19 protein-coding genes are annotated in these 19,055 nt (G+C 47.3%); 13 read left to right on the top strand and 6 right to left on the bottom strand.

The window, feature by feature from the left end:
* Positions 1–17: 17 nt before the first annotated feature.
* From murC to A3Q3_RS0107235, 11 genes are all read left to right on the top strand, one after another.
* The gene (gene murC / locus A3Q3_RS0107285; protein WP_020182925.1) at positions 18–1,412 is read left to right on the top strand and encodes a UDP-N-acetylmuramate--L-alanine ligase; all 1,395 of its coding nucleotides are present in this window, start codon (positions 18–20) and stop codon (positions 1,410–1,412) included.
* The gene (gene murB / locus A3Q3_RS0107280; protein ID WP_020182924.1) at positions 1,412–2,299 is read left to right on the top strand and encodes a UDP-N-acetylmuramate dehydrogenase; all 888 of its coding nucleotides are present in this window, start codon (positions 1,412–1,414) and stop codon (positions 2,297–2,299) included. Before murC ends, murB begins: the two co-directional genes overlap by 1 nt.
* On the top strand, positions 2,292–3,245 hold the full coding sequence (locus A3Q3_RS0107275; RefSeq protein ID WP_020182923.1) for a D-alanine--D-alanine ligase: 954 nt from the start codon (positions 2,292–2,294) through the stop codon (positions 3,243–3,245). Before murB ends, A3Q3_RS0107275 begins: the two co-directional genes overlap by 8 nt.
* A complete protein-coding gene (locus A3Q3_RS0107270) occupies positions 3,235–3,966 on the top strand; it encodes a cell division protein FtsQ/DivIB (protein WP_020182922.1) in 732 nt (243 codons plus the stop codon). Before A3Q3_RS0107275 ends, A3Q3_RS0107270 begins: the two co-directional genes overlap by 11 nt.
* Positions 3,967–3,996: 30 nt before the next feature.
* Positions 3,997–5,235: a cell division protein FtsA gene (gene ftsA, locus A3Q3_RS0107265; RefSeq protein ID WP_020182921.1), complete on the top strand. Its 1,239-nt coding sequence runs from the start codon at positions 3,997–3,999 to the stop codon at positions 5,233–5,235.
* A 98-nt stretch (positions 5,236–5,333) separates the two neighbouring features.
* The gene (gene ftsZ, locus A3Q3_RS0107260; protein ID WP_020182920.1) at positions 5,334–6,500 is read left to right on the top strand and encodes a cell division protein FtsZ; all 1,167 of its coding nucleotides are present in this window, start codon (positions 5,334–5,336) and stop codon (positions 6,498–6,500) included.
* A gap of 112 nt (positions 6,501–6,612) precedes the next feature.
* Positions 6,613–7,554, top strand: coding sequence for a UDP-3-O-acyl-N-acetylglucosamine deacetylase (lpxC, locus tag A3Q3_RS0107255; RefSeq protein ID WP_020182919.1), 942 nt, complete (start codon positions 6,613–6,615; stop codon positions 7,552–7,554).
* Between the two features lie 42 nt (positions 7,555–7,596).
* Entirely contained in the window at positions 7,597–7,779 is a 183-nt protein-coding gene (locus A3Q3_RS0107250) for a hypothetical protein (protein WP_020182918.1), read from the top strand.
* 80 nt (positions 7,780–7,859) lie between these two features.
* The gene (locus A3Q3_RS0107245; RefSeq protein WP_020182917.1) at positions 7,860–9,758 is read left to right on the top strand and encodes a lytic transglycosylase domain-containing protein; all 1,899 of its coding nucleotides are present in this window, start codon (positions 7,860–7,862) and stop codon (positions 9,756–9,758) included.
* A gap of 8 nt (positions 9,759–9,766) precedes the next feature.
* Complete coding sequence (locus tag A3Q3_RS0107240) at positions 9,767–10,726, top strand: complex I NDUFA9 subunit family protein (RefSeq protein ID WP_020182916.1); 960 nt, start codon at positions 9,767–9,769, stop codon at positions 10,724–10,726.
* Positions 10,727–10,750: 24 nt separating this feature from the next.
* Entirely contained in the window at positions 10,751–11,959 is a 1,209-nt protein-coding gene (locus A3Q3_RS0107235) for a multifunctional CCA addition/repair protein (protein ID WP_020182915.1), read from the top strand.
* Here A3Q3_RS0107235 and A3Q3_RS0107230 read toward each other — a convergent pair.
* The 6 genes from A3Q3_RS0107230 to A3Q3_RS0107205 all read right to left on the bottom strand — a co-directional run bounded on the left by A3Q3_RS0107230 (position 11,956) and on the right by A3Q3_RS0107205 (position 16,964).
* The gene (locus A3Q3_RS0107230) at positions 11,956–12,180 is read right to left on the bottom strand and encodes a DUF2788 domain-containing protein (protein ID WP_020182914.1); all 225 of its coding nucleotides are present in this window, start codon (positions 12,178–12,180) and stop codon (positions 11,956–11,958) included. The two genes, A3Q3_RS0107235 and A3Q3_RS0107230, sit on opposite strands and share 4 nt — an antisense overlap.
* 43 nt (positions 12,181–12,223) lie before the next feature.
* The gene (slmA, locus tag A3Q3_RS0107225; RefSeq protein WP_020182913.1) at positions 12,224–12,802 is read right to left on the bottom strand and encodes a nucleoid occlusion factor SlmA; all 579 of its coding nucleotides are present in this window, start codon (positions 12,800–12,802) and stop codon (positions 12,224–12,226) included.
* Positions 12,803–12,866: 64 nt separating this feature from the next.
* The gene (locus A3Q3_RS0107220) at positions 12,867–13,499 is read right to left on the bottom strand and encodes a pyrimidine 5'-nucleotidase (RefSeq protein ID WP_020182912.1); all 633 of its coding nucleotides are present in this window, start codon (positions 13,497–13,499) and stop codon (positions 12,867–12,869) included.
* Positions 13,500–13,623: 124 nt separating this feature from the next.
* Positions 13,624–14,508: an acetylglutamate kinase gene (argB, locus tag A3Q3_RS0107215; RefSeq protein WP_020182911.1), complete on the bottom strand. Its 885-nt coding sequence runs from the start codon at positions 14,506–14,508 to the stop codon at positions 13,624–13,626.
* 46 nt (positions 14,509–14,554) lie between these two features.
* Positions 14,555–16,141, bottom strand: a complete 1,587-nt coding sequence (gene argA / locus A3Q3_RS0107210) for an amino-acid N-acetyltransferase (protein WP_020182910.1) — start codon at positions 16,139–16,141, stop codon at positions 14,555–14,557.
* An 88-nt stretch (positions 16,142–16,229) separates the two neighbouring features.
* Complete coding sequence (locus A3Q3_RS0107205) at positions 16,230–16,964, bottom strand: 16S rRNA (uracil(1498)-N(3))-methyltransferase (protein WP_020182909.1); 735 nt, start codon at positions 16,962–16,964, stop codon at positions 16,230–16,232.
* A 201-nt stretch (positions 16,965–17,165) separates the two neighbouring features.
* On the opposite strand from A3Q3_RS0107205, the gene A3Q3_RS0107200 reads away from it, so the two are divergent.
* Together A3Q3_RS0107200 and A3Q3_RS0107195 are read left to right on the top strand one after the other, a co-directional pair.
* Positions 17,166–17,717 carry a thioredoxin family protein gene (locus tag A3Q3_RS0107200; RefSeq protein ID WP_020182908.1) on the top strand — a complete coding sequence of 184 codons (552 nt, stop codon included), beginning with the start codon at positions 17,166–17,168 and terminating at the stop codon, positions 17,715–17,717.
* Between the two features lie 226 nt (positions 17,718–17,943).
* Positions 17,944–18,942, top strand: coding sequence for a HEAT repeat domain-containing protein (locus A3Q3_RS0107195; protein WP_020182907.1), 999 nt, complete (start codon positions 17,944–17,946; stop codon positions 18,940–18,942).
* Positions 18,943–19,055: the final 113 nt, after the last annotated feature.

Below are 19,055 nucleotides of genomic sequence, written 5' to 3'. Positions count from 1 at the left end.
CATACTAGGACTTACATATGAAACATAAAGTAAAAAACATTCATTTTATTGGCATCGGTGGCTCCGGCATGAGCGGTATTGCCGAGGTGTTGGTTAACTTGGATTTCAACGTCAGCGGTTCTGACTTGGCCAGCAGCGCGACGACCAAACGTTTGGTTTCATACGGCGCAACTGTGTATCAAGGGCATGCCAAAGAACACTTGCAAGATGCGGATGTGGTGGTGGTCTCCAGCGCGGTGAATGAACAGAACCCAGAAATTATTGCTGCCCGCGAGAAAAATATTCCAGTGATTCCACGTGCATTAATGTTGGCGGAGTTGATGCGCTTCAAGCAAGGCATTGCAGTAGCTGGTACGCATGGCAAAACAACGACCACTAGTTTGATCGCCAGCATTTTGGCTGAGGCCGGTATGGACCCCACTTTTGTGATTGGTGGCAAGTTAGAAGCAGCCAGCACCAATGCGCGCTTGGGTACTGGGGACTATATTGTGGTGGAAGCGGATGAGTCTGATGCGTCGTTCCTGCACTTGAGTCCAATTCTGGCTGTGGTGACCAATATCGATCACGACCATATGGGCACCTATGAACACAGTTTTGAGAAGTTAAAAAGTGCATTCGTTGAGTTCTTGCAACAGATCCCATTTTGGGGCATGGCGGTGCTTTGTACCGATGATGCCAATATCCGTGAGATATTGCCCCGCGTGACGCGTCCGGTGATGACCTATGGCACAACGGATGATGCACGTATCCGTGCCAAAAACATCGTTGCAGATAACGGCAAGATGCACTTTACAGTAGAGCGTATTAACGGTGTGACGACTACTTTTGATGTGACATTGAATTTGCCCGGCCATCACTATGTGTTGAATGCATTAGCGGCCATCGCCGTAGCCAGTGAGTTGAATGTGCCAGATGCAGCCATGATCAAAGCACTCAAAGAATTCAAAGGCGTTGGCCGTCGCTTTGAGCGCTATGGTGAAATTGCGGCCAAAGCGGGCGGTACGTTTACCTTGGTTGATGACTACGGTCACCACCCAGTAGAAATGCAAGCGGTGATTGCCGCAGCACGTGGTGCCTTCCCCAACCGCCGCTTAGTGATGGCGTTTCAGCCACACCGTTACACGCGTACGCGTGATTGCTTTGAGGATTTTGTAGGCGTGCTATCTACCACTGATGTGGCGTTGCTGACAGAGGTGTACTCAGCCGGTGAAGCACCGATTGTGGCCGCGGATACGCGTAGTTTGATCCGCGCCATCCGTGTCATAGGCAAGAACGAGCCGATATTTGTGGAAACTACTGATGCGCTGCCAGAAGCGATTTTGAATATTGCCCAAGCCGATGATGTGGTGATTGTGATGGGTGCAGGCAGCATAGGTCAGGTAGCAGCTAAAACTAAGGAGTTAGCACAGTGATGGCACAAGCCAAAACAGGTTCGCTACTGCTTAAGCATGAGCCCTTGGCACGCTATACCAGTTGGCGTGTGGGCGGCAATGCCGACCAGTTATTTATTGCAGATAGTGTAGAGGAATTGCAAGTATTTTTGGCCAGTTTGCCTAAAAACGAACCAGTACATTTTATTGGCTTGGGTAGTAATTTACTGGTGCGTGATGGTGGCGTGCGTGGCACGGTGGTTGTGATGCATCAAGCCCTGAGAGAGCTAGCTGTAGAGGGCGAATGGATATACGCCGATGCCGGGGTCACTTGTGGTAAGTTGGCGCGTTTTTGCGCGAACCAAGCCAAGCAAGGGGCTGAGTTTATGGCGGGCATCCCCGGTACCGTGGGCGGCGCATTGGCGATGAACGCGGGTTGTTATGGCACAGAAACTTGGGAAATTGTGCATCAGGTGAAAACGATTGATATGGGCGGCCATGTGCATATTCGTAGCAAAAGCGAATATGTGCCGACCTACCGTCACGTGCAATTTCCAGCAGATGGCGAGTGGTTTTTGGGCGCTTGGTTTGCGCTGGCAGAAGGTGATGCAAAAGAATCGACACAAAAGATTAAGCAGTTATTGGCGACCCGTTTGGCCAGCCAGCCACTGAATATGCCCAGTGCCGGCTCTACTTTCAGAAACCCTGAAGGGACATTCGCTGCCAAGTTGATCGAAGAATGCGGGTTAAAAGGCTACACGATGGGCGGTGCGCAGGTATCTGAAAAACATGCCAATTTTATTGTGAACTTAGGCAATGCGACGGCCTTGGATATTGAGTTATTGATTAAACATGTAAAAGAAACCGTATTGGCGCAACGCGGAATAGCGTTGCATCAAGAGGTGAGAGTGATTGGTGAGTATGCATAGCGCAGTAGAGGTAAAACAAGTGGATGTAAAACAATTTGGAAAAGTCGCAGTGTTGTTGGGCGGGAAGTCCGGCGAACGCGAAGTATCGCTGAAGAGCGGCAATGCCGTGTTATCTGCATTGTTGCGTCAGGGTGTAGATGCACATGCCTTTGACCCGGCAGAACGTAGCCTAAGCGAGCTGGCGGATTACGACCGTGCCTTTATTGCTTTGCATGGAAGATTTGGCGAGGACGGCACCATTCAGGGTGCACTGGAGTTGATGGGCATTCCCTATACCGGGAGTGGTGTCATGGCCTCTGCGGTGGGCATGGATAAATGGCGCACCAAGTTATTGTGGGGTGCCAGTGGTGTAGTAACGCCAGCGTTTGAACTGTTGGATGCTCACACCGACTTTGCACAAGTAGTGGCGCGTTTGGGCTTGCCTTTGTTTGTGAAGCCGGCCAATGAAGGTTCCAGCATCGGTATCAGTAAAGTCAAGCAAGCCAGCGAGTTGGCAGAGGCGTATGCCGTGGCTGCCAAAGCTGATCCGCTAGTGATTGCAGAAGCGTTTGTAGGGGGTGGCGAGTTTACCGTAGGCATCTTAGGAGGTGTCGCGTTGCCCATCATCCGCATTGTGCCGAAAAACGAATACTACGATTACGAAGCCAAGTACTTGCGTGATGACACTGAATATCACTGCCCATCTGGCTTGGCTGCAGCAAAAGAAGCGCAGATTCAGCAAGAGGCAATACAAGCTTTTAATGTGCTGGGCTGCAGTGGTTGGGGACGTGTGGATTTCTTGATGGATGTGGCAGGCAATCACTACTTTTTGGAAGTGAATACCAGCCCGGGTATGACGGACCATAGTTTGGTGCCGATGGCGGCAAAGGTAGCAGGGTTGAGTTTTGAGGCATTGGTGTTACGTATTTTGGCCATGACATTAAAGGATGCACCGCGTGTGGAATAAGCCGCAACTATTAAATTGGATTGCCAATTTTCTGTTCGCGATATCGATCGTGATGATGTTGTACGGCCTGCTGTTTATTGTGGTGCATCTGCCGATTTTTCCACTGCGCGAGGTACGCGTAGAAGGCAAGTTAACGCACGTGAACAGAGAGCAGATTAAGCTGATTGTGGCCAAACATTTGAAGGGTAACTTTTTTACATTGAACCTTGAGCGCACGCGTGATGCGTTTGAAAAGTTGCCGTGGGCGCGTAGCGTTAGTGTCAGAAGACGCTGGCCAGATCAGATTGTAGTGAGCGTAGAAGAGCATCAAGCATTAGCGCGCTGGGGTAACTTGGCGCTGGTGAATACGCATGGTGAGATTTTTCATGCGGCATCTGATGCCACACTGCCCATTTTTTACGGGCCTGGCGATGGTGTGTTGGAGGTGACGAAAGGTTATGCCACTTATTACCCCATTTTACAGAAAGCGAATTTAACGATTGCACAGGTGAAGTTGTCACCAAGGCGTGCCTGGGAAATTAAAACGCAAGATGGAATGCAGATTGCAATTGGGCGTGTAGACATGGCGAGTCGTTTAGAAAAATTTACCAAAGGGTACCTCAGTACGCTCAGTCAGCTCAATGTCAAAGTGACTTATGCGGATTTGCGGTATCCCAACGGATTTGCGGTACGTAAGCCAGCACATATGACGCAAAAGGTAGCACCTAAACCATCAGCATGAGCGGCGAAAGAATAAAGGCGGGGAACACACATGAGTAAAGTACGGGAAGATAAAAATTTAATTGTTGGGCTCGACATTGGGACATCCAAAATTGTCGCGATTGTGGCTGAGCTATTGCCGGAAGGCTCCTTGAAAGTCATCGGGCTGGGGCAGCACATTTCCAGAGGCCTGAAAAAAGGGGTGGTGGTTAATATCGATTCCACCATGCAGGCGATACAACGTGCGATTGAAGAAGCCGAGTTGATGGCCGATTGCAAAATTAACACGGTGTTCACTGGGATTGCAGGTAGCCATGTCAAAAGTTTGAATTCACACGGCATGGTCAAAATTAAAGATGCAGAAGTATCGCAGATGGATGTAGACCGCGTGGTGGAAACTGCACGTGCGATTGCTTTGCCGGCGGATCAGCAAATCTTACACATCCTCACGCAAGAATTCATTATTGATGGCCAGGAAGATGTGCGTGAGCCGCTTGGCATGAGCGGCATGAAGTTAGAAGTGAAAGTGCACATTGTGACCGGTGCAGTGGCTGCCGCACAAAATATCGTCAAGTGCATCAAGCGTTGTGGATTAGAGGTGAGTGATTTGATTCTACAACCATTGGCATCTAGCGTGGCGGTGCTGACGGAAGACGAAAAAGAACTAGGCGTGTGCTTGGTCGATATCGGCGGTGGTACTACGGATATTGCTGTGTTTAAAAACGGTGCGATTCGCCATACCGCAGTCATCCCAATTGCGGGCGACCAAATGACCAACGATATTGCAGTGGCTTTCCGTACCCCTACGCAATCGGCTGAAGAGATTAAAGTGAAATACGGTTGCGCGCTTAGACAGCTTGCCGATGCCCGTGAAGTAGTGGAAGTACCAGGCGTAGACGGGCGTGAGCCACGTCAGCTTTCTATTCAAACCCTAGCAGAAGTGATTGAGCCACGTGTAGTGGAACTGTATGAATTTGTGCAGCAAGAACTCAGACGCAGCGGCATGGAAGAGATGATTGCTTCTGGCATTGTCATTACCGGCGGTTCGGCAGCCATGCGAGGCATGATGGAGTTAGGCGAAGAAATCTTCCACACGCCAGTGCGTTTAGGCATGCCACGTTATGTGGCGGGCTTATCTGAGGTAATTAGCAATCCAAGGTATGCCACCGGCGTGGGCTTGGTACTCATGGGTAAACAGCAATTAGAACGTCAATTGATGGGACAAATGCAATCGAGCTCCATAGGCAGGATTTTTGAAAAAATGAAGAGTTGGTTTCAAGGTAATTTTTAGTAAGTAGTAGGTTTGGTAGTGAGAAGTTTGATTTAGGGCTGGGTTAAGCGAATATCCATTCAATTGACCTAAAAACAAAAGGCAAAAGGAGGTTCAAGATGTTTGAAATTATGGAAAGAGATTCACAAGAAGCGGTAATCAAGGTGATTGGTGTGGGTGGTTGCGGTGGTAACGCTGTAGAACACATGATGACCAAAAACGTAAGCGGTGTAGAGTTTATTTGCGCCAATACAGATATGCAGGCCTTGAAGAAAAGCCATGCAAAAACGGTATTGCAAATTGGTCAAGACATCACTAAAGGCTTGGGTGCAGGGGCAAAACCAGAAATCGGTCGTGAAGCTGCATTAGAAGACCGTGATCGTATTGCTGAAATTATCGATGGCGCAGACATGTTATTTATCACTGCCGGTATGGGTGGTGGTACTGGTACGGGTGCAGCGCCGATTATTGCAGAAGTCGCCAAAGAAATGGGTATTTTGACGGTAGCTGTAGTGACCAAGCCATTTGCGTTTGAAGGCAAGCGTACCAAAGTAGCGGCAGACGGTTTAGAAGAGCTTTCTCAACACGTTGACTCACTGATTGTGATTCCAAACGAGAAATTGATGGAAGTATTGGGCGAGGATGTACCGTTCTTAGAAGCGTTCCGTGCTGCGAACGATGTACTCCATAATGCTGTCTCAGGTATTGCAGAGATCATTAATTGCCCGGGCTTGGTCAACGTCGACTTTGCCGATGTACGTACCGTGATGTCTGAAATGGGCATGGCAATGATGGGTTCTGCGGAAGCGAGTGGTCCGGATCGTGCGCGTATTGCTGCAGAACAAGCAGTGGCAAGCCCATTGTTGGAAGATGTTAACTTGGCGAATGCACGCGGCGTATTGGTGAACATCAGCGCAAGTACTAACTTTAAAATGAAAGAGTACTACGATGTCATGAACACCATTAAAGCGTTCACCGCAGAAGATGCCACCGTGATTGTGGGCAATGTGATGGATGAAAACATGGGCGACAAATTACGTGTGACCATGGTAGCGACTGGCTTGAACGGTGCGGTTGCGCGTCGCCAGCAAAAACCTGAGTTAAAAGTGATGACCACCGTACGCGACGGCACCACTAACCAACCTATCTATGTAGGCATGGAAACTGAGGAAGAAGCGCCGGCTGTATTTACAAGCAACAACCGTCGTGCACAAGTAGAGGCCATGAAAATGTCTGGTGTGGAAGAATATGACATCCCAGCATTTTTACGTAAGCAAGCAGATTAATCCGCTCAATTTTTGCGTAGCAATAGCGGGTGAAACTGCAATGTAGATGGTGTTAAACTACTTGTGTATAGTAGGTATCATCATAGAAAACATATTGTTGTAGGAACATTAAGTGCTAAAACAAAGAACACTGAAAAAAACAGTGAGTGCTACTGGCGTCGGCCTGCATAATGGTGAGAAAGTCATCATGACGCTGAAGCCTGCGCCCATTGACTCGGGGATTGTCTTTTGTCGCGCCGATTTGCCCGGTGCGCCAGAGATTCAAGCAACCCCTGACGCAGTGAAAGACACGCGTCTGTGCTCTGCCCTAGAGCATGGTGACGCGCGTGTAGCCACCGTTGAGCACTTAATGTCTGCCCTTGCCGGTTTGGGGGTAGATAATATTCGTATTGAAGTAACAGCCTCTGAAATTCCAATCATGGATGGCAGTTCTGGCCCATTCATTTATTTACTGCAATCCGCCGGGATTGTGGAACAGAATGCGCCGAAGAAGTTTATTAGAATTAAAAAAACGGTGGACGTGAAAGAAGCCGATAAATGGGTGAAGTTTGAGCCCTATCATGGCTTTAAAATGGAATTCACCATTGATTTTGCACACCCTGTGTTTGACCACTCCGGCAAGACTGTCAGCATTGATTTCGCCGATAATTCCTATATCAAAGAAATTAGCCGTGCGCGTACTTTTGGCTTTATGCACGAGGTAGAGTACTTGCGGGCCAATGGATTAGCGCGTGGTGGTAGCTTGGATAATGCCATTGTGCTGGATGAATATCGTGTATTGAACGCCGATGGATTGCGTTATGAGGACGAATTTGCCAAGCATAAAGTGCTAGATGCGATTGGCGATTTGTACATGCTGGGGCACCCAATTTTAGGTGCGTTTACTGCCTTTAAATCAGGCCACGCCATGAATAATCAGCTATTACGCGCCTTGCTGGCAGATTCGGATGCGTGGGAGTTTGCAGTGTTTGAACATCTTGAAGATGCGCCTGCTGGCTTTGTCGAGCAGCGTCAATATTTTACACCTGCACTGATGCCGCATTTTAGCGGGTAACGCTTGTATGGGTTTTGAGTCGATTTCACAAGAGGTGTACACATGATTGTGATTAGACTAACGGTCATTGTACTGATTATTGCTGCATTTATTTTATTAGGGCTATATGTCTATAGCCAAGATAAAAAATACTTGCACATACTCAAACGGCTTGCACAATTGGCAGGTTGGTTCTTATTGTTTGTGATGTTATTGTTTTTTGTGAGCCGCGTGTTGCGTATTTAAGATGAGATGCCCCTGATATGTTACGCCGCCACTTTCTTTATTGCTCCCTCCTTTGTACGTTGCTGTTCGCATCACATGCGATGTCTGTCTACGCCGATACTGGCGATGACGAAGTGCTGCTGGCACGCGCTGCTTACGATAAAAAAAATAGCTTTGCACTCGCCGATAGCGTCAATAGACTCAAGGACATGCAGCATGTACTAGCGCCTTATGCTGAGTATTGGCTGATGCTATTAAGTCTGGATGATGTGAGCCAGGCCAATGTCTCCGAGTTTTTAACACGCTACGATGGCTACCCGTTTGCTGATAGGTTTAGGGGTGAATGGCTCAAAAAACTGGCTAAGCAGCAAAATTGGGCGGCTTTTTTAGACATCTATCCGCAGTACCAGTTACAAGACCCTGCCATCACTTGTTATGCTGCAGAGGCCAACGCTGCCGTGAATGATGGCAAAACGCTAGAATCGGCGAAGGTCTTATGGTTTCAAGCCAAAGAGCAGCCTACTAACTGTAATGTGCTGTTTGATAAAATGCAGGCGGCTCATGTCATTACAGAAGAAGACTTGGTGGCGCGCTTTCGCATGGCGTTGGCGGAAAACCGCGTGGCATTAGCAAAAGGCATCGCTAAAAGAAGCCCGGCAGGCGATGCCGCGCTGCAAAAACAGATTGACGCAGTTAATGCCAGCCCATCCAAAACGATAGCGAAGAAAACAGCCAATCAAAAAACTGCGTACGGAAAAGAACTTTATTTATACGCACTTAATCAATTGGCGCGTACAGACTCTGCGCAGGCATTGAGTGCATTCAAAAAGATAGAAGGCTTGTTCAATGCAGAGCAAAAAAGCTATTTTTATGGACGCTTAGCTTTGCTGGCCGCACAACGCCATGAACCAGAGGCGTATCAATGGTTTAGATTGGCAGAGAATACTGCGCTCACGCGAGATCAGCTCGATTGGTATGCGCGTGCCGCATTGCGCCAAACCAATTGGGATGGCTTGCTGGAAGTGGTAGCCATGATGCCAACCGAGCAGTCAGATGAGGCTACGTGGCGCTATTGGAAAGCACGCGCGCTCAAAGTGCAGAATCAGATGCTAGAAGCCAATGGCTTATTTGCCGCGTTGTCGACTGAGCGTCATTTTTATGGCTGGCTTGCGCAGGAGGAGCTAGAAGCCAGTATGCGTGCGCAGCCAATAGAGTATGTGCCGGATGATATTGCGGTAAATGCTTTTGCAAAATTAGCGCCGGTATTACGCGCAGAAGCCTTGCAGCGATTGGCATTTCGTTGGGAAGCTAAGCTGGAATGGACTGTAGCGACCGATAACCTGAGTGACGAACAGTTGATTGTGGCTGCTGAGTACGCAGCCAGAAATAAATGGTATGACCTAGCTGTGATCACGGCAGACCAAACCAAAGAGGTGCATAATTTTAATTTGCGCTACCCTACGCCGTATCGGGACTTAATGAAAGATGCTGCCAGTGAGCAGAACGTAGATGAGGCCTGGGTTTATGGCATCATTCGCCAAGAAAGCCGCTTTATGCACTATGCAAAATCTGGGGTGGGTGCCTCTGGCTTAATGCAAATAATGCCGGCTACTGCCAAATGGGTAGCCAATAAAGTGGGCTGGAGCGATTACAATCACGGCATGCTGCACGATTTAGATACTAATATTTCTTTGGGTACCTATTACATGCGCTATACCGCAGATCAGTTTAATGGCCAAGAAACGATGGCTACGGCGGCTTATAATGCAGGGCCAAGCCGTGCAAAAAAATGGATGGGGAATATTCCGCTTGAGGGTGCGATATATGCAGAGACCATCCCGTTTAGTGAGACACGCAATTACGTTAAAAAAGTCATGGCGAATGCGCATATGTATACCCAACGCTTAGGTTTGGTCAGTATTCCATTGAAAAAACGTTTAGGCGTGATTCCTGCAAAGAACAGCAGTGAGCTAGACTCTAATTTAAATTCGAACGAGTAGGTCATCATATGAAAAAAATCACAGTATTAGGCGGATCAGGGTTTGTGGGTAGCAGCCTAGTAGCAAAGTTAGACGCGGCAGGCTATCAGGTGACTGTCATCTCCCGTCGTCGAGAATCGGCTAAGCATCTGATATTGCTACCTAATGTACAGGTGGTGCAGTGTGATATCTTTGAGCAGCAAAAACTGAAAAGCATGCTGGAAGGCAGTTATGCAGTAATCAATCTGGTAGGCATTCTGCATGAATCCGGGCGTGCAAGTTTTGAGCAAGTCCATCATCAATTACCAAGAAGACTGGCGCAAGTATGTGGCGAGTTAGGCATTGAGCGCTTGATTCATATGAGTGCATTGCAAGCGAGCAAGTCTGCGCCAAGTCAGTATCTGCGTAGCAAAGCGGCGGGAGAATCCGCAGTAGGTGAGTTCAGCAAAAAACTGAACATTACTATTTTTAAACCTTCGATTATCTTTGGCCGCCACGATAGCTTTTTTAACTTGTTTGCAAGCCTAGTGAAGCTGTTGCCAGTCATTGTATTGGCAAAACCAGATGCTAGATTCCAGCCAATTTGGGTGGAAGACGTGACCAGTTGCATGGTCAATGCGCTAGAAAATACGGATACCTATGGCAAGACTTATGAATTGGGTGGGCCGCAAGTGTATAGCTTCCGTGAGTTGATTCAAAAAGTCATGACAATGTTGGGTATTTCGCGCCCTATTATTGGGCTCAGCGATAAGCTTTCCTATTTGCAAGGCTTCGCGATGGAGTTTCTGCCAGTCAAACTCATGAGTCGCGATAATGTGCGCTCCATGCGTGTGGATAGCGTGACTTTGCAAACGTTGCCATCAGAGTTGGGCGTATCGCTGATGCCATTAGAAGCCGTCGTGCCTGAGTATCTAACCAATGCAACCCCGCGTGGCGCATACGATGGTTTTCGCAGTGCTGCTGGGCGTGCAATTAATGCTAAACGCTAGTCGTTTTTAATTACGCTAACCAAGATGGATATCTACTGCGTAGGGGGTGCGGTACGCGATGAGCTGCTTGGACTACCGATCCAAGACCGCGATTATGTGGTGGTAGGATCCACGCCGGAAGCCATGATAGATGCTGGCTACAAAGCAGTCGGCAAAGATTTCCCTGTTTTTTTGCACCCCAAAACGCATGAAGAGTATGCGCTTGCTAGAACAGAGCGTAAAACAGCCAAAGGCTACAAAGGCTTTGCCGTCCATGCCGCGCCTGATGTCACCTTGGAAGAGGATTTAGCACGACGGGACTTGACCATCAATGCCATTGCAAAAGCTACCGATGGCACATTGATCGACCCATTCTCCGGACAACAAGATATCCAAGCCAAAGTGCTGCGGCATGTAAGTCTAGCCTTTGTGGAGGACCCTGTACGTATTTTGCGCCTTGCACGTTTTGCTGCACGGTTTATAGAGTTTACTGTGGCCGCGGAAACCATGCAGTTAATGCGTGACATGGTGGTGGCTGGCGAGGTGGATGCATTGGTGCCAGAGCGCGTATGGCAAGAACTGGCAAAAGGTTTGATGGAAGCTAAGCCTAGCCGCATGTTTGAGGTGCTACGTGCGTGCGGCGCGCTTGAACGCATTTTCCCAGAGTTAGCCCGCCTGTGGGGTGTCCCGCAGCCAGAAAAACACCACCCGGAAATCGATACCGGCGTGCATGTCATGATGGTGGTGGATTATGCTGCTAAGCAACAGTTTAGCTTGCCGGTGCGCTTTGCTGCGCTGACACATGATTTGGGCAAAGGAACGACACCGCAAGATATGCTGCCGCGCCATATTGGGCATGAGCAGCGTAGTGTTTCTCTACTGAAAGATGTGGTGACAAGGCTGCGTGTGCCAAATGATTGCCGCGATTTGGCAGTAATGGTGGCGCAATTTCATGGCAAATTACATGCAGTCACGCAAATGAAACCGGCTACGCGGCTGAGTTTTTTAATGGAGCTGGATGCCATACGCCAACCGCAACGGTTTCAATCATTTCTACAAGCCTGTGAAGCAGACTCACGCGGCAGAACGGGCTTGGAAAACTGCGCCCTTCATGAAGCGGAGTTACTCGATAAAACTTTGACAGCTGCACTGCAAGTGGATGCAGGGGCGATTGCCAAACAGTTTACACAGCCTGAAGAGATCAAACAGGCTGTGTTTAATGCCAGATTAAGTGCGATTGAAAACGCTATTTAGTGAATATTGAGGTAATGCTGGATTGCGAATTTAGCAATAAACCCTAATAAGCCAAACGTCAGTGCTAAAAACAAAATAAAGGTACCGGTTTTGCCAGCCTTACATTTCCATGCAAGATGCCCCACAATGAACAACATCAACAGCATCAGCCCGCCTACGCCGTAAGTGAGTCCAAACTCCGTGATCTGTGCTTCGTTAAAGCCAAAAACCGTATTGTCCATAGCTGCTAAGTGTATAAATTGAGTTGTTTTAAGGTTGAAGTATTTAGTTTACAAAGTGAATCAAACGTTGCATCAATGCAATCTGTTCTGTAGAAAACTCTAAAGGTTTGCGTTTAAAGCCACTTTTGGCATATTGCTGCCAACGCCCGGTGACATAACACACCATCAAGTTTGCTAATGCTGTTGGGTCTTGCTTGTTCTCGCCTTGTGCAATGGCAATTTTAAGCGATTGTCTAATGCTGGTTTCAATGCGGTCGTACAATTGATTAATACGCAACTGCAATGCATCATCTTCATTGACTAGTGCATCGCCAATCAGTACGCGTGTCATGCCCGGATTTTTTTCTGCAAAACGTAGCAACATGCTCACAATTAATTGTACTTGCTTGGTACCGTCCATTTCATCGCTGGTAATTTTGTTAATTACGCCGAAAATAGAATTCTCGATAAACTCAATCAACCCTTCAAACATTTGCGCCTTATTGGCAAAGTGACGGTATAAAGCCGCTTCTGAAACATCCAGTCGCGCAGCTAACGCGGCAGTGGTGATTTTTTCGCGCTTGGGAGTTTCCAGCATCTGGGCCAGTGTTTCTAGAATTTGCTGTTTACGATCAGAAGCCATAAATTATCCTTACTTATTATTGTTGTCAGTGAATGTACTGAACATGATCTTGTCTAGTTGCCAATTATAGCCTAAGGTCAGTAAGTGCTAACACTGAGTTAATTCTATAATTCACAAAATTTGGTTTATTCAAGGTACGGCTCACCCAAATGGTACGCATGCCCAAACGTTTGGCGGTCATCAGTGCCGGTAAACTGTCTTCCAACATCACGCAATCACGCGCATTGACATTCAAGGTGTTCAGTAGCATTTGAAAGCCGCGCACACTCGGCTTTGCATGAAAGCGGGTAGACTCAACGCTGAATACTAATTCAAAACAGTCGTCGATGCCCAGCAGTTGTAGCACGCGTATCGCATATTCTCGCGGTGCGTTAGTGAACACACACTTACGTCCTTTGAGCTGTCTTAACGAGTGCCTCATTCGCTTTACCTGAATCACCATGCTCGGCAGATTGGTTAACGCATGGGTTTCTTTGAGAAAGTGGTGTGCATTCACACCATGATGCCGAATTAAGCCTTTGAGGGTGGCACCGTATACCTGCCAATAATGCTGCCGCAATGCATGTGCGGCAGCTTCGTCCATATTTAATTCAGCCATGATGTACTGCGTCATGGCGCGATTCATGACCGGAAAGATATGTGCGCTGGCGTTGTGGAGTGTGTCGTCTAAATCAAAAATATAGACTTTAGATGGCATGGTTTAGCCTCAGTATGTAGCTGAGGCCAAGCGACAACGAACAACTGACGCAGCCAGTAGATATACTACGGCAAGGAGGTTCTGAGGCAGCCAACAAAGTATCCGCAAATAATGCGCGTTAAAGTTACTTAGCTTTAATCAGTGTACCGACGCCTTCATCGGTGAGCACTTCCAATAGCAGCGCATGCTCTACACGGCCATCAATAATATGTACCGATTTTACGCCGCTACGTGCAGCATCTAAGGCTGAGCCAATCTTCGGCAACATACCGCCAGATAATGTGCCATCCTCGACCAAGTCGTCAATTTGCTTGGGTGTCAGGCCAGTGAGTAATTCACCGCTTTTATCCAATACGCCAGGCGTATTGGTCAATAGAATCAATTTTTCTGCATTTAAAATTTCAGCCAATTTGCCGGCCACCACATCAGCGTTGATGTTGTAGGTTTCGCCATCTTTACCTACGCCAATGGGCGCTACAACAGGGATAAAATCGCCGCTGTCTAAAAAGTTGATAATACTAGGGTCAATGGCAGAAATTTCGCCCACTTGCCCTACGTCTATCATCTTGCTGGGGTCTTTTAAATCTTCCATCAGCAATTTGTGCGCATGAATAAAGTTGCCGTCTTGCCCAGTAAGGCCGACTGCTTTGCCGCCATGGCGGTTGATGAGATTCACGATCTCTTTGTTGACCTGGCCACCTAAAACCATTTCTACCACATCCATGGTTTCTTCATCGGTCACACGCATGCCTTGAATAAACTCACCTTTTTTTCCCAGCTTATCTAGCATCTCATTAATTTGAGGGCCGCCGCCGTGGACCACCACAGGGTTCATGCCTACCAACTTAAGCAACACGACGTCTTGCGCAAAACATTGCTTTAAATGCTCATCCGTCATGGCGTTGCCACCGTATTTAATGACGATGGTTTTATCAAAAAAGCGTTTGATATAGGGTAAGGCTTCTGCAAGGGTTTGTGCCTTTTGCGCGGCTGAGGTTTGGGTGAGCATGTTGTTTCCTGCAATAGTGAATGTGTGTGATTGTATCGAAAAAATCTTACAGCGGTTTAACAAACACTTTAGATTTACGCTGGAAGTTGTACAACGCCTGTTTTTCTTGCGGTAATTCGTCGATAGACTCTTCAATAAATCCGCGCTCTAAAAACCAGTGCTCGGTACGTGTGGTTAGGCAGAATATTTGATTGAACCCAAGTTTTTTGGCCTGTGCTTGGCAATAATTGAATAGTTTGTCGCCACGGCCACCACCACGGTATTGCGGATCAATCGCTAGGCAGGCAAATTCTGCCATTTTTTCATCTGGAAAAGGGTATAACGCGGCACAACCAATGGCACGATTATCGTGTTCCATTACATAGAAATGATTGATTTCCATCTCGATGCGCTCGCGTCCGCGCCGTACTAGAATACCTTCGTTCTCTAACGGTTCAATCAGCTTGAGTATGCCGCCGACATCGTCAATATTGGCCTGCCGCATGGTTTCAAGCGGTAACTCCGTAATCATGGTGCCAATGCCGCTATGCGTAAATAGCTCTTGGATGATTGCCCCGTCAATATGACGAGAAATCAAGTGTGTACGCGCCACGCCATGTTCGCAAGCACTCACTGCGGCCGGCAAATAAAAATTGACGTCTTCGGAAAAATGAATGGGCTCATCGCTTTCTTGTACGTTTTTGAGCAGATTTTTCGCTTTTTCTGCAGTCATCTCCCGCAGTAATTCACCGCGCAAGTTATGCACGCCTTCAGAGTCCATTAAGAAAATGAGCTTTTCTGCATCCAGTGCAATCGCGGTACTTACCGCAACATCTTCCAAGCTCAAGTTAAATGCTTCACCTGTTGGTGAGTAACCCATCGGCGATAGCAGTACCAGCTCGTTATCATCCAGCCGTTTTTGAATGCCAATCGCATCCACTTTGCGTACTTCGCCGGTATGTTGTAAATCGACGCCATCTAACACCCCCAACGGTTTTGCGGTCACAAAGTTACCACTCGCTACGCGAATATCCGCGCCTGCCATGGGTGAGTTGGCAATACCCATCGATAGTAGTGCTTCAATTTCTACGCGCACCGCGCCGTTGGCTTCTTTCACTGCCTCCATCGCGGCATCATCGGTCACGCGCAAGCCATTATGAAAAGCGGGTGTGAGCTTGTCGCGTTTCAACCGTTGTTCAATTTGTGGGCGCGCACCATGCACCAATACCAGCCTTACTTCTAGGCTGGCTAGTAAGTTTAAATCATGAGAGAGTGCAATAAACTGTTGCTCGCTGACCACTTCGCCACCAAATGCGATGACGAAGGTTCGGCCGCCAAATGCGTGGATATACGGCGCAGCTGAGCGGAACCAATGCACAAAGTCTTTGGTGTTGCTGCTGTTCAGCGTATATGGCGCCTGTTGGCTTAATTGGGGCGTTGTTTTTTCATTGGCCGCCAACTGTTCGGCAAAGAGTATGGCCGGTGTCGTGTTAAGTGCCGTGGCAATTTTGCGAATCAGTGCTTCTGATACGCCAAGCTCCCCGCGCTCAATGCGCGAGAGATTGCCTGCATCGGACTCTGTCAGTTGCGCAAGTTGCTGTAACGTTACATTTTGTAATTTGCGCAAGCTGCGAATTTGATTGCCTATGGACATCTCTCAACCCAATTTGTAATTAATACAATTATTTTATATAAAATTTGTAATTAATACAAATTATTTCAATGGGAAGCAAAAAATGCAGCTAAAAATCTCCCCACAGCGTGTGCATGCTGGCAATCGCTGCGAGTGCGGCTGTTTCTGTCCGTAATACACGCGGGCCAAGTAAAATAGATTGAAATCCATGCGCGACCGCTGTTTCAATTTCATTGGCACTTAATCCACCCTCGGCACCAATCAAGAGCTGAATCTGGCTAGCAGGCTTGGGTAGTTTAGCTAACTGTTTTGCGCCTAATGGATTAAGTAAAATGCGACATGTGGTCTGCTGCGGATGTTGCGCTAGCCACTGGTTCAGCGACAGTGGTGAATAAACTTCTGGCACATATGCACGGCCAGATTGCTCACAGGCAGAAATGACAATCTGTTGCCAATGCGCCACGCGTTTTTCAGCGCGTTCTTGATTTAGTTTGACTACGCTACGCTCGGTAGCAATCGGTTGAATCGCACCCACGCCCAGTTCTACTGCCTTTTGAATGGTGTAATCCATGCGATCGCCACTGGAGATGCCTTGTAGTAGCAGAATATCAAGCGGTGATTCGTTGGTGATTGCTACGCTAGAAGTAACCTTGGCGGTGACGGAGTTTTTTTGAACGGCTGTGAACTGGCAATTGTAATGAAAACCATCACCGTTAAATAAAATCGCAGTATCGCCTACTTGCATGCGCAGCACGCGTGCTGCATGTGCGGCAGCGGTTTCTGGTAGCGATACGGTCACATCTGCAGCAAGTTTGTCAGGGCAGTAAAAACGGTGTTGTGACATGTGGCATAAAGTGAAAAATGGTAACATGCTGATTATAGTTTGAGAGACCTATGCAAGCATAGGCGAACGCAGTGAAGACGAGGCGAAAAATAGCAAAAATCGGAGTTTACAAGTGGTAAATGAGGATTTTTCGCTATTTTTTAACAATGTATTCACAAGTGCAGACATGCGTGCATAGGTCTCGATTGATTGGAGTAGAGTATGGCAAGTATCAACCCACCGGTATGTGAATTTGGCTGGCAAGCGCCTGACTTTAGGCTGTTGAATGTGGATGGGAAATCGGTTTCACGCGATGACGTCATGGGTAAACATGGGCTGCTCGTCATGTTTATCTGTAATCATTGCCCTTATGTTAAAGCCATACTACCGCGCCTGATTGCAGATGTTAGGGAGCTGCAAGTTTTGGGTGTGAACACGGTAGCCATTATGTCTAACGATCCCACCGATTATCCCGAAGATGGCTTTGAACATATGCAGACAATTGCTAAAGAAATGGTATTTCCTTTCCCCTATTTGTTGGACGAAACGCAGCAAATCGCTAAAAACTATGACGCAGTCTGTACCCCAGATTTTTTTGGCTTTAACAACCAATTTGCGCTGCAATATCGTGGTCGCTTTGACGAAAGCCGCAAAGAAACCGCGCCTGAGAGTACGCGCGATCTATTCAAAGCGATGAAGTTGATAGCAGAAACTGGACAAGGGCCAAAAGAACAAATTGCGAGTATAGGCTGTAGCATTAAGTGGAAAATTTAGCATAATTTTCTCAGGGAATACCTAGCAGTATTGTTTAAGTTTTTAGTTTACCTACTGGGATAATTGGCATGTGGATGTGCCAAGCTCAGAAGTGCACATGCTGTAACTGTCGCACTGTTAGGTTGGTAGATTGTTTGCATTGCAGTCCCTATAATGTGAGCGCAGTCGTAAGGAGGCTAAGCGGCGATTGCTTAAACACTTAATAAAAATACTAAAGGACCCAACTATGCATGCGTTTAAAAATATCTACAAATCCAGCTCTTTGATGCTTACCATGATGTCGCTACTTTTATTGTCGGGCTGTGCTCTCAATATGAAGGTGCCTATCAAAGATCCTTCACCATCTAATGCTTCACATCAGGTTGAAGCAGTTAAACAAACAGCACTTTTCTTTAAAGACGACCAGGCCGCATCTGATAAAGCAAAGCTTCTAGGCGGTACCATTCCTATGCAAATGGTTTACGATAACAAACCATTTGATGCGATACCGTGGATTGCGCAACATACTGTAAAAGAAATGGCAGCTAGAGGGTTGCCGGTGACATTGGCTACTGAGCCGACAGCGGCTACTAGTATATTGATTAAACGACTGCATATCGAAAATTATCGGTCTAATGGCTTTTCTCCTTTTGTAACATTTACATCGTTACGTGCTGAGGTGGAAACACCACAAGGCCCACGACGGGTAACCGCTTATATCAAGCGTGGCAAAGTGCCAGTCTGGAGTTTCGATGAAATCATTGATCCAACATATAACGCCCCACTTGGTTTGTTAACAAAGGAGTTTGCAGCCAAGCTTAACCAGCAGTTGTTTAACAGTGCAATCAGCGATGATCAAGTGCAAAGTTTAGTACAAAAGATCAATCAAAGCAGCGGTGCTGATGAAGGTGGCGCTTATCTGGATGTCTACCAACTTGGTTTTGGTAACAATGCGCTCGCAATTCCGGAGTTGGTGAAATATAGTGTGCACTCAAACGAATATGTGCGCCTGGCTGCAATTTCATCTCTTGGTATCTTAAAAGCGTCTGATCAAGTTGATTTTCTTAAAAAACTCTATGCATCAAAAGCAGGCCTATGGCAGGATCGTGCAATGGCACTAAAAGCATTGGGAGATATCGATACAGCTGAAACCCGCGCTTATTTGCAAGATCAGTGGGCATTGATACAAAATCGTACTGATAAAGAAGCAAATTGGACTAAAGAGATTTTAGCGTTGTACTTGTAGGGCGGCGTGTGTATGTAAGTCTTAAGTCTTAGTTCTATGGAGTCAAGTAACGTTTGACTCCATTTGAAGTTTTTGAGACATGCAGACTGGTTTTTCTTGAGATGGGGAAGTTT

It is taken from the genome of Methylotenera sp. 1P/1 (assembly GCF_000384355.1).
Classification (GTDB): domain Bacteria; phylum Pseudomonadota; class Gammaproteobacteria; order Burkholderiales; family Methylophilaceae; genus Methylophilus.
The sequence above is the reverse complement of the archived record's forward strand: the minus strand, read 5'-3'. Positions and strand labels throughout refer to the sequence as shown.

Coding starts and splice junctions, on each gene's coding strand:
- murC (WP_020182925.1), top strand. CDS start 18: ATGAAACATAAAGTAAAAAACATTCATTTTATTGGCATCGGTGGCTCC.
- murB (WP_020182924.1), top strand. CDS start 1,412: ATGGCACAAGCCAAAACAGGTTCGCTACTGCTTAAGCATGAGCCCTTG.
- A3Q3_RS0107275 (WP_020182923.1), top strand. CDS start 2,292: ATGCATAGCGCAGTAGAGGTAAAACAAGTGGATGTAAAACAATTTGGA.
- ftsA (WP_020182921.1), top strand. CDS start 3,997: ATGAGTAAAGTACGGGAAGATAAAAATTTAATTGTTGGGCTCGACATT.
- ftsZ (WP_020182920.1), top strand. CDS start 5,334: ATGTTTGAAATTATGGAAAGAGATTCACAAGAAGCGGTAATCAAGGTG.
- A3Q3_RS0107250 (WP_020182918.1), top strand. CDS start 7,597: ATGATTGTGATTAGACTAACGGTCATTGTACTGATTATTGCTGCATTT.
- A3Q3_RS0107245 (WP_020182917.1), top strand. CDS start 7,860: ATGTCTGTCTACGCCGATACTGGCGATGACGAAGTGCTGCTGGCACGC.
- A3Q3_RS0107240 (WP_020182916.1), top strand. CDS start 9,767: ATGAAAAAAATCACAGTATTAGGCGGATCAGGGTTTGTGGGTAGCAGC.
- A3Q3_RS0107235 (WP_020182915.1), top strand. CDS start 10,751: ATGGATATCTACTGCGTAGGGGGTGCGGTACGCGATGAGCTGCTTGGA.
- A3Q3_RS0107230 (WP_020182914.1), bottom strand. CDS start 12,180: ATGGACAATACGGTTTTTGGCTTTAACGAAGCACAGATCACGGAGTTT.
- slmA (WP_020182913.1), bottom strand. CDS start 12,802: ATGGCTTCTGATCGTAAACAGCAAATTCTAGAAACACTGGCCCAGATG.
- A3Q3_RS0107220 (WP_020182912.1), bottom strand. CDS start 13,499: ATGCCATCTAAAGTCTATATTTTTGATTTAGACGACACACTCCACAAC.
- argB (WP_020182911.1), bottom strand. CDS start 14,508: ATGCTCACCCAAACCTCAGCCGCGCAAAAGGCACAAACCCTTGCAGAA.
- argA (WP_020182910.1), bottom strand. CDS start 16,141: ATGTCCATAGGCAATCAAATTCGCAGCTTGCGCAAATTACAAAATGTA.
- A3Q3_RS0107205 (WP_020182909.1), bottom strand. CDS start 16,964: ATGTCACAACACCGTTTTTACTGCCCTGACAAACTTGCTGCAGATGTG.
- A3Q3_RS0107200 (WP_020182908.1), top strand. CDS start 17,166: ATGGCAAGTATCAACCCACCGGTATGTGAATTTGGCTGGCAAGCGCCT.
- A3Q3_RS0107195 (WP_020182907.1), top strand. CDS start 17,944: ATGCATGCGTTTAAAAATATCTACAAATCCAGCTCTTTGATGCTTACC.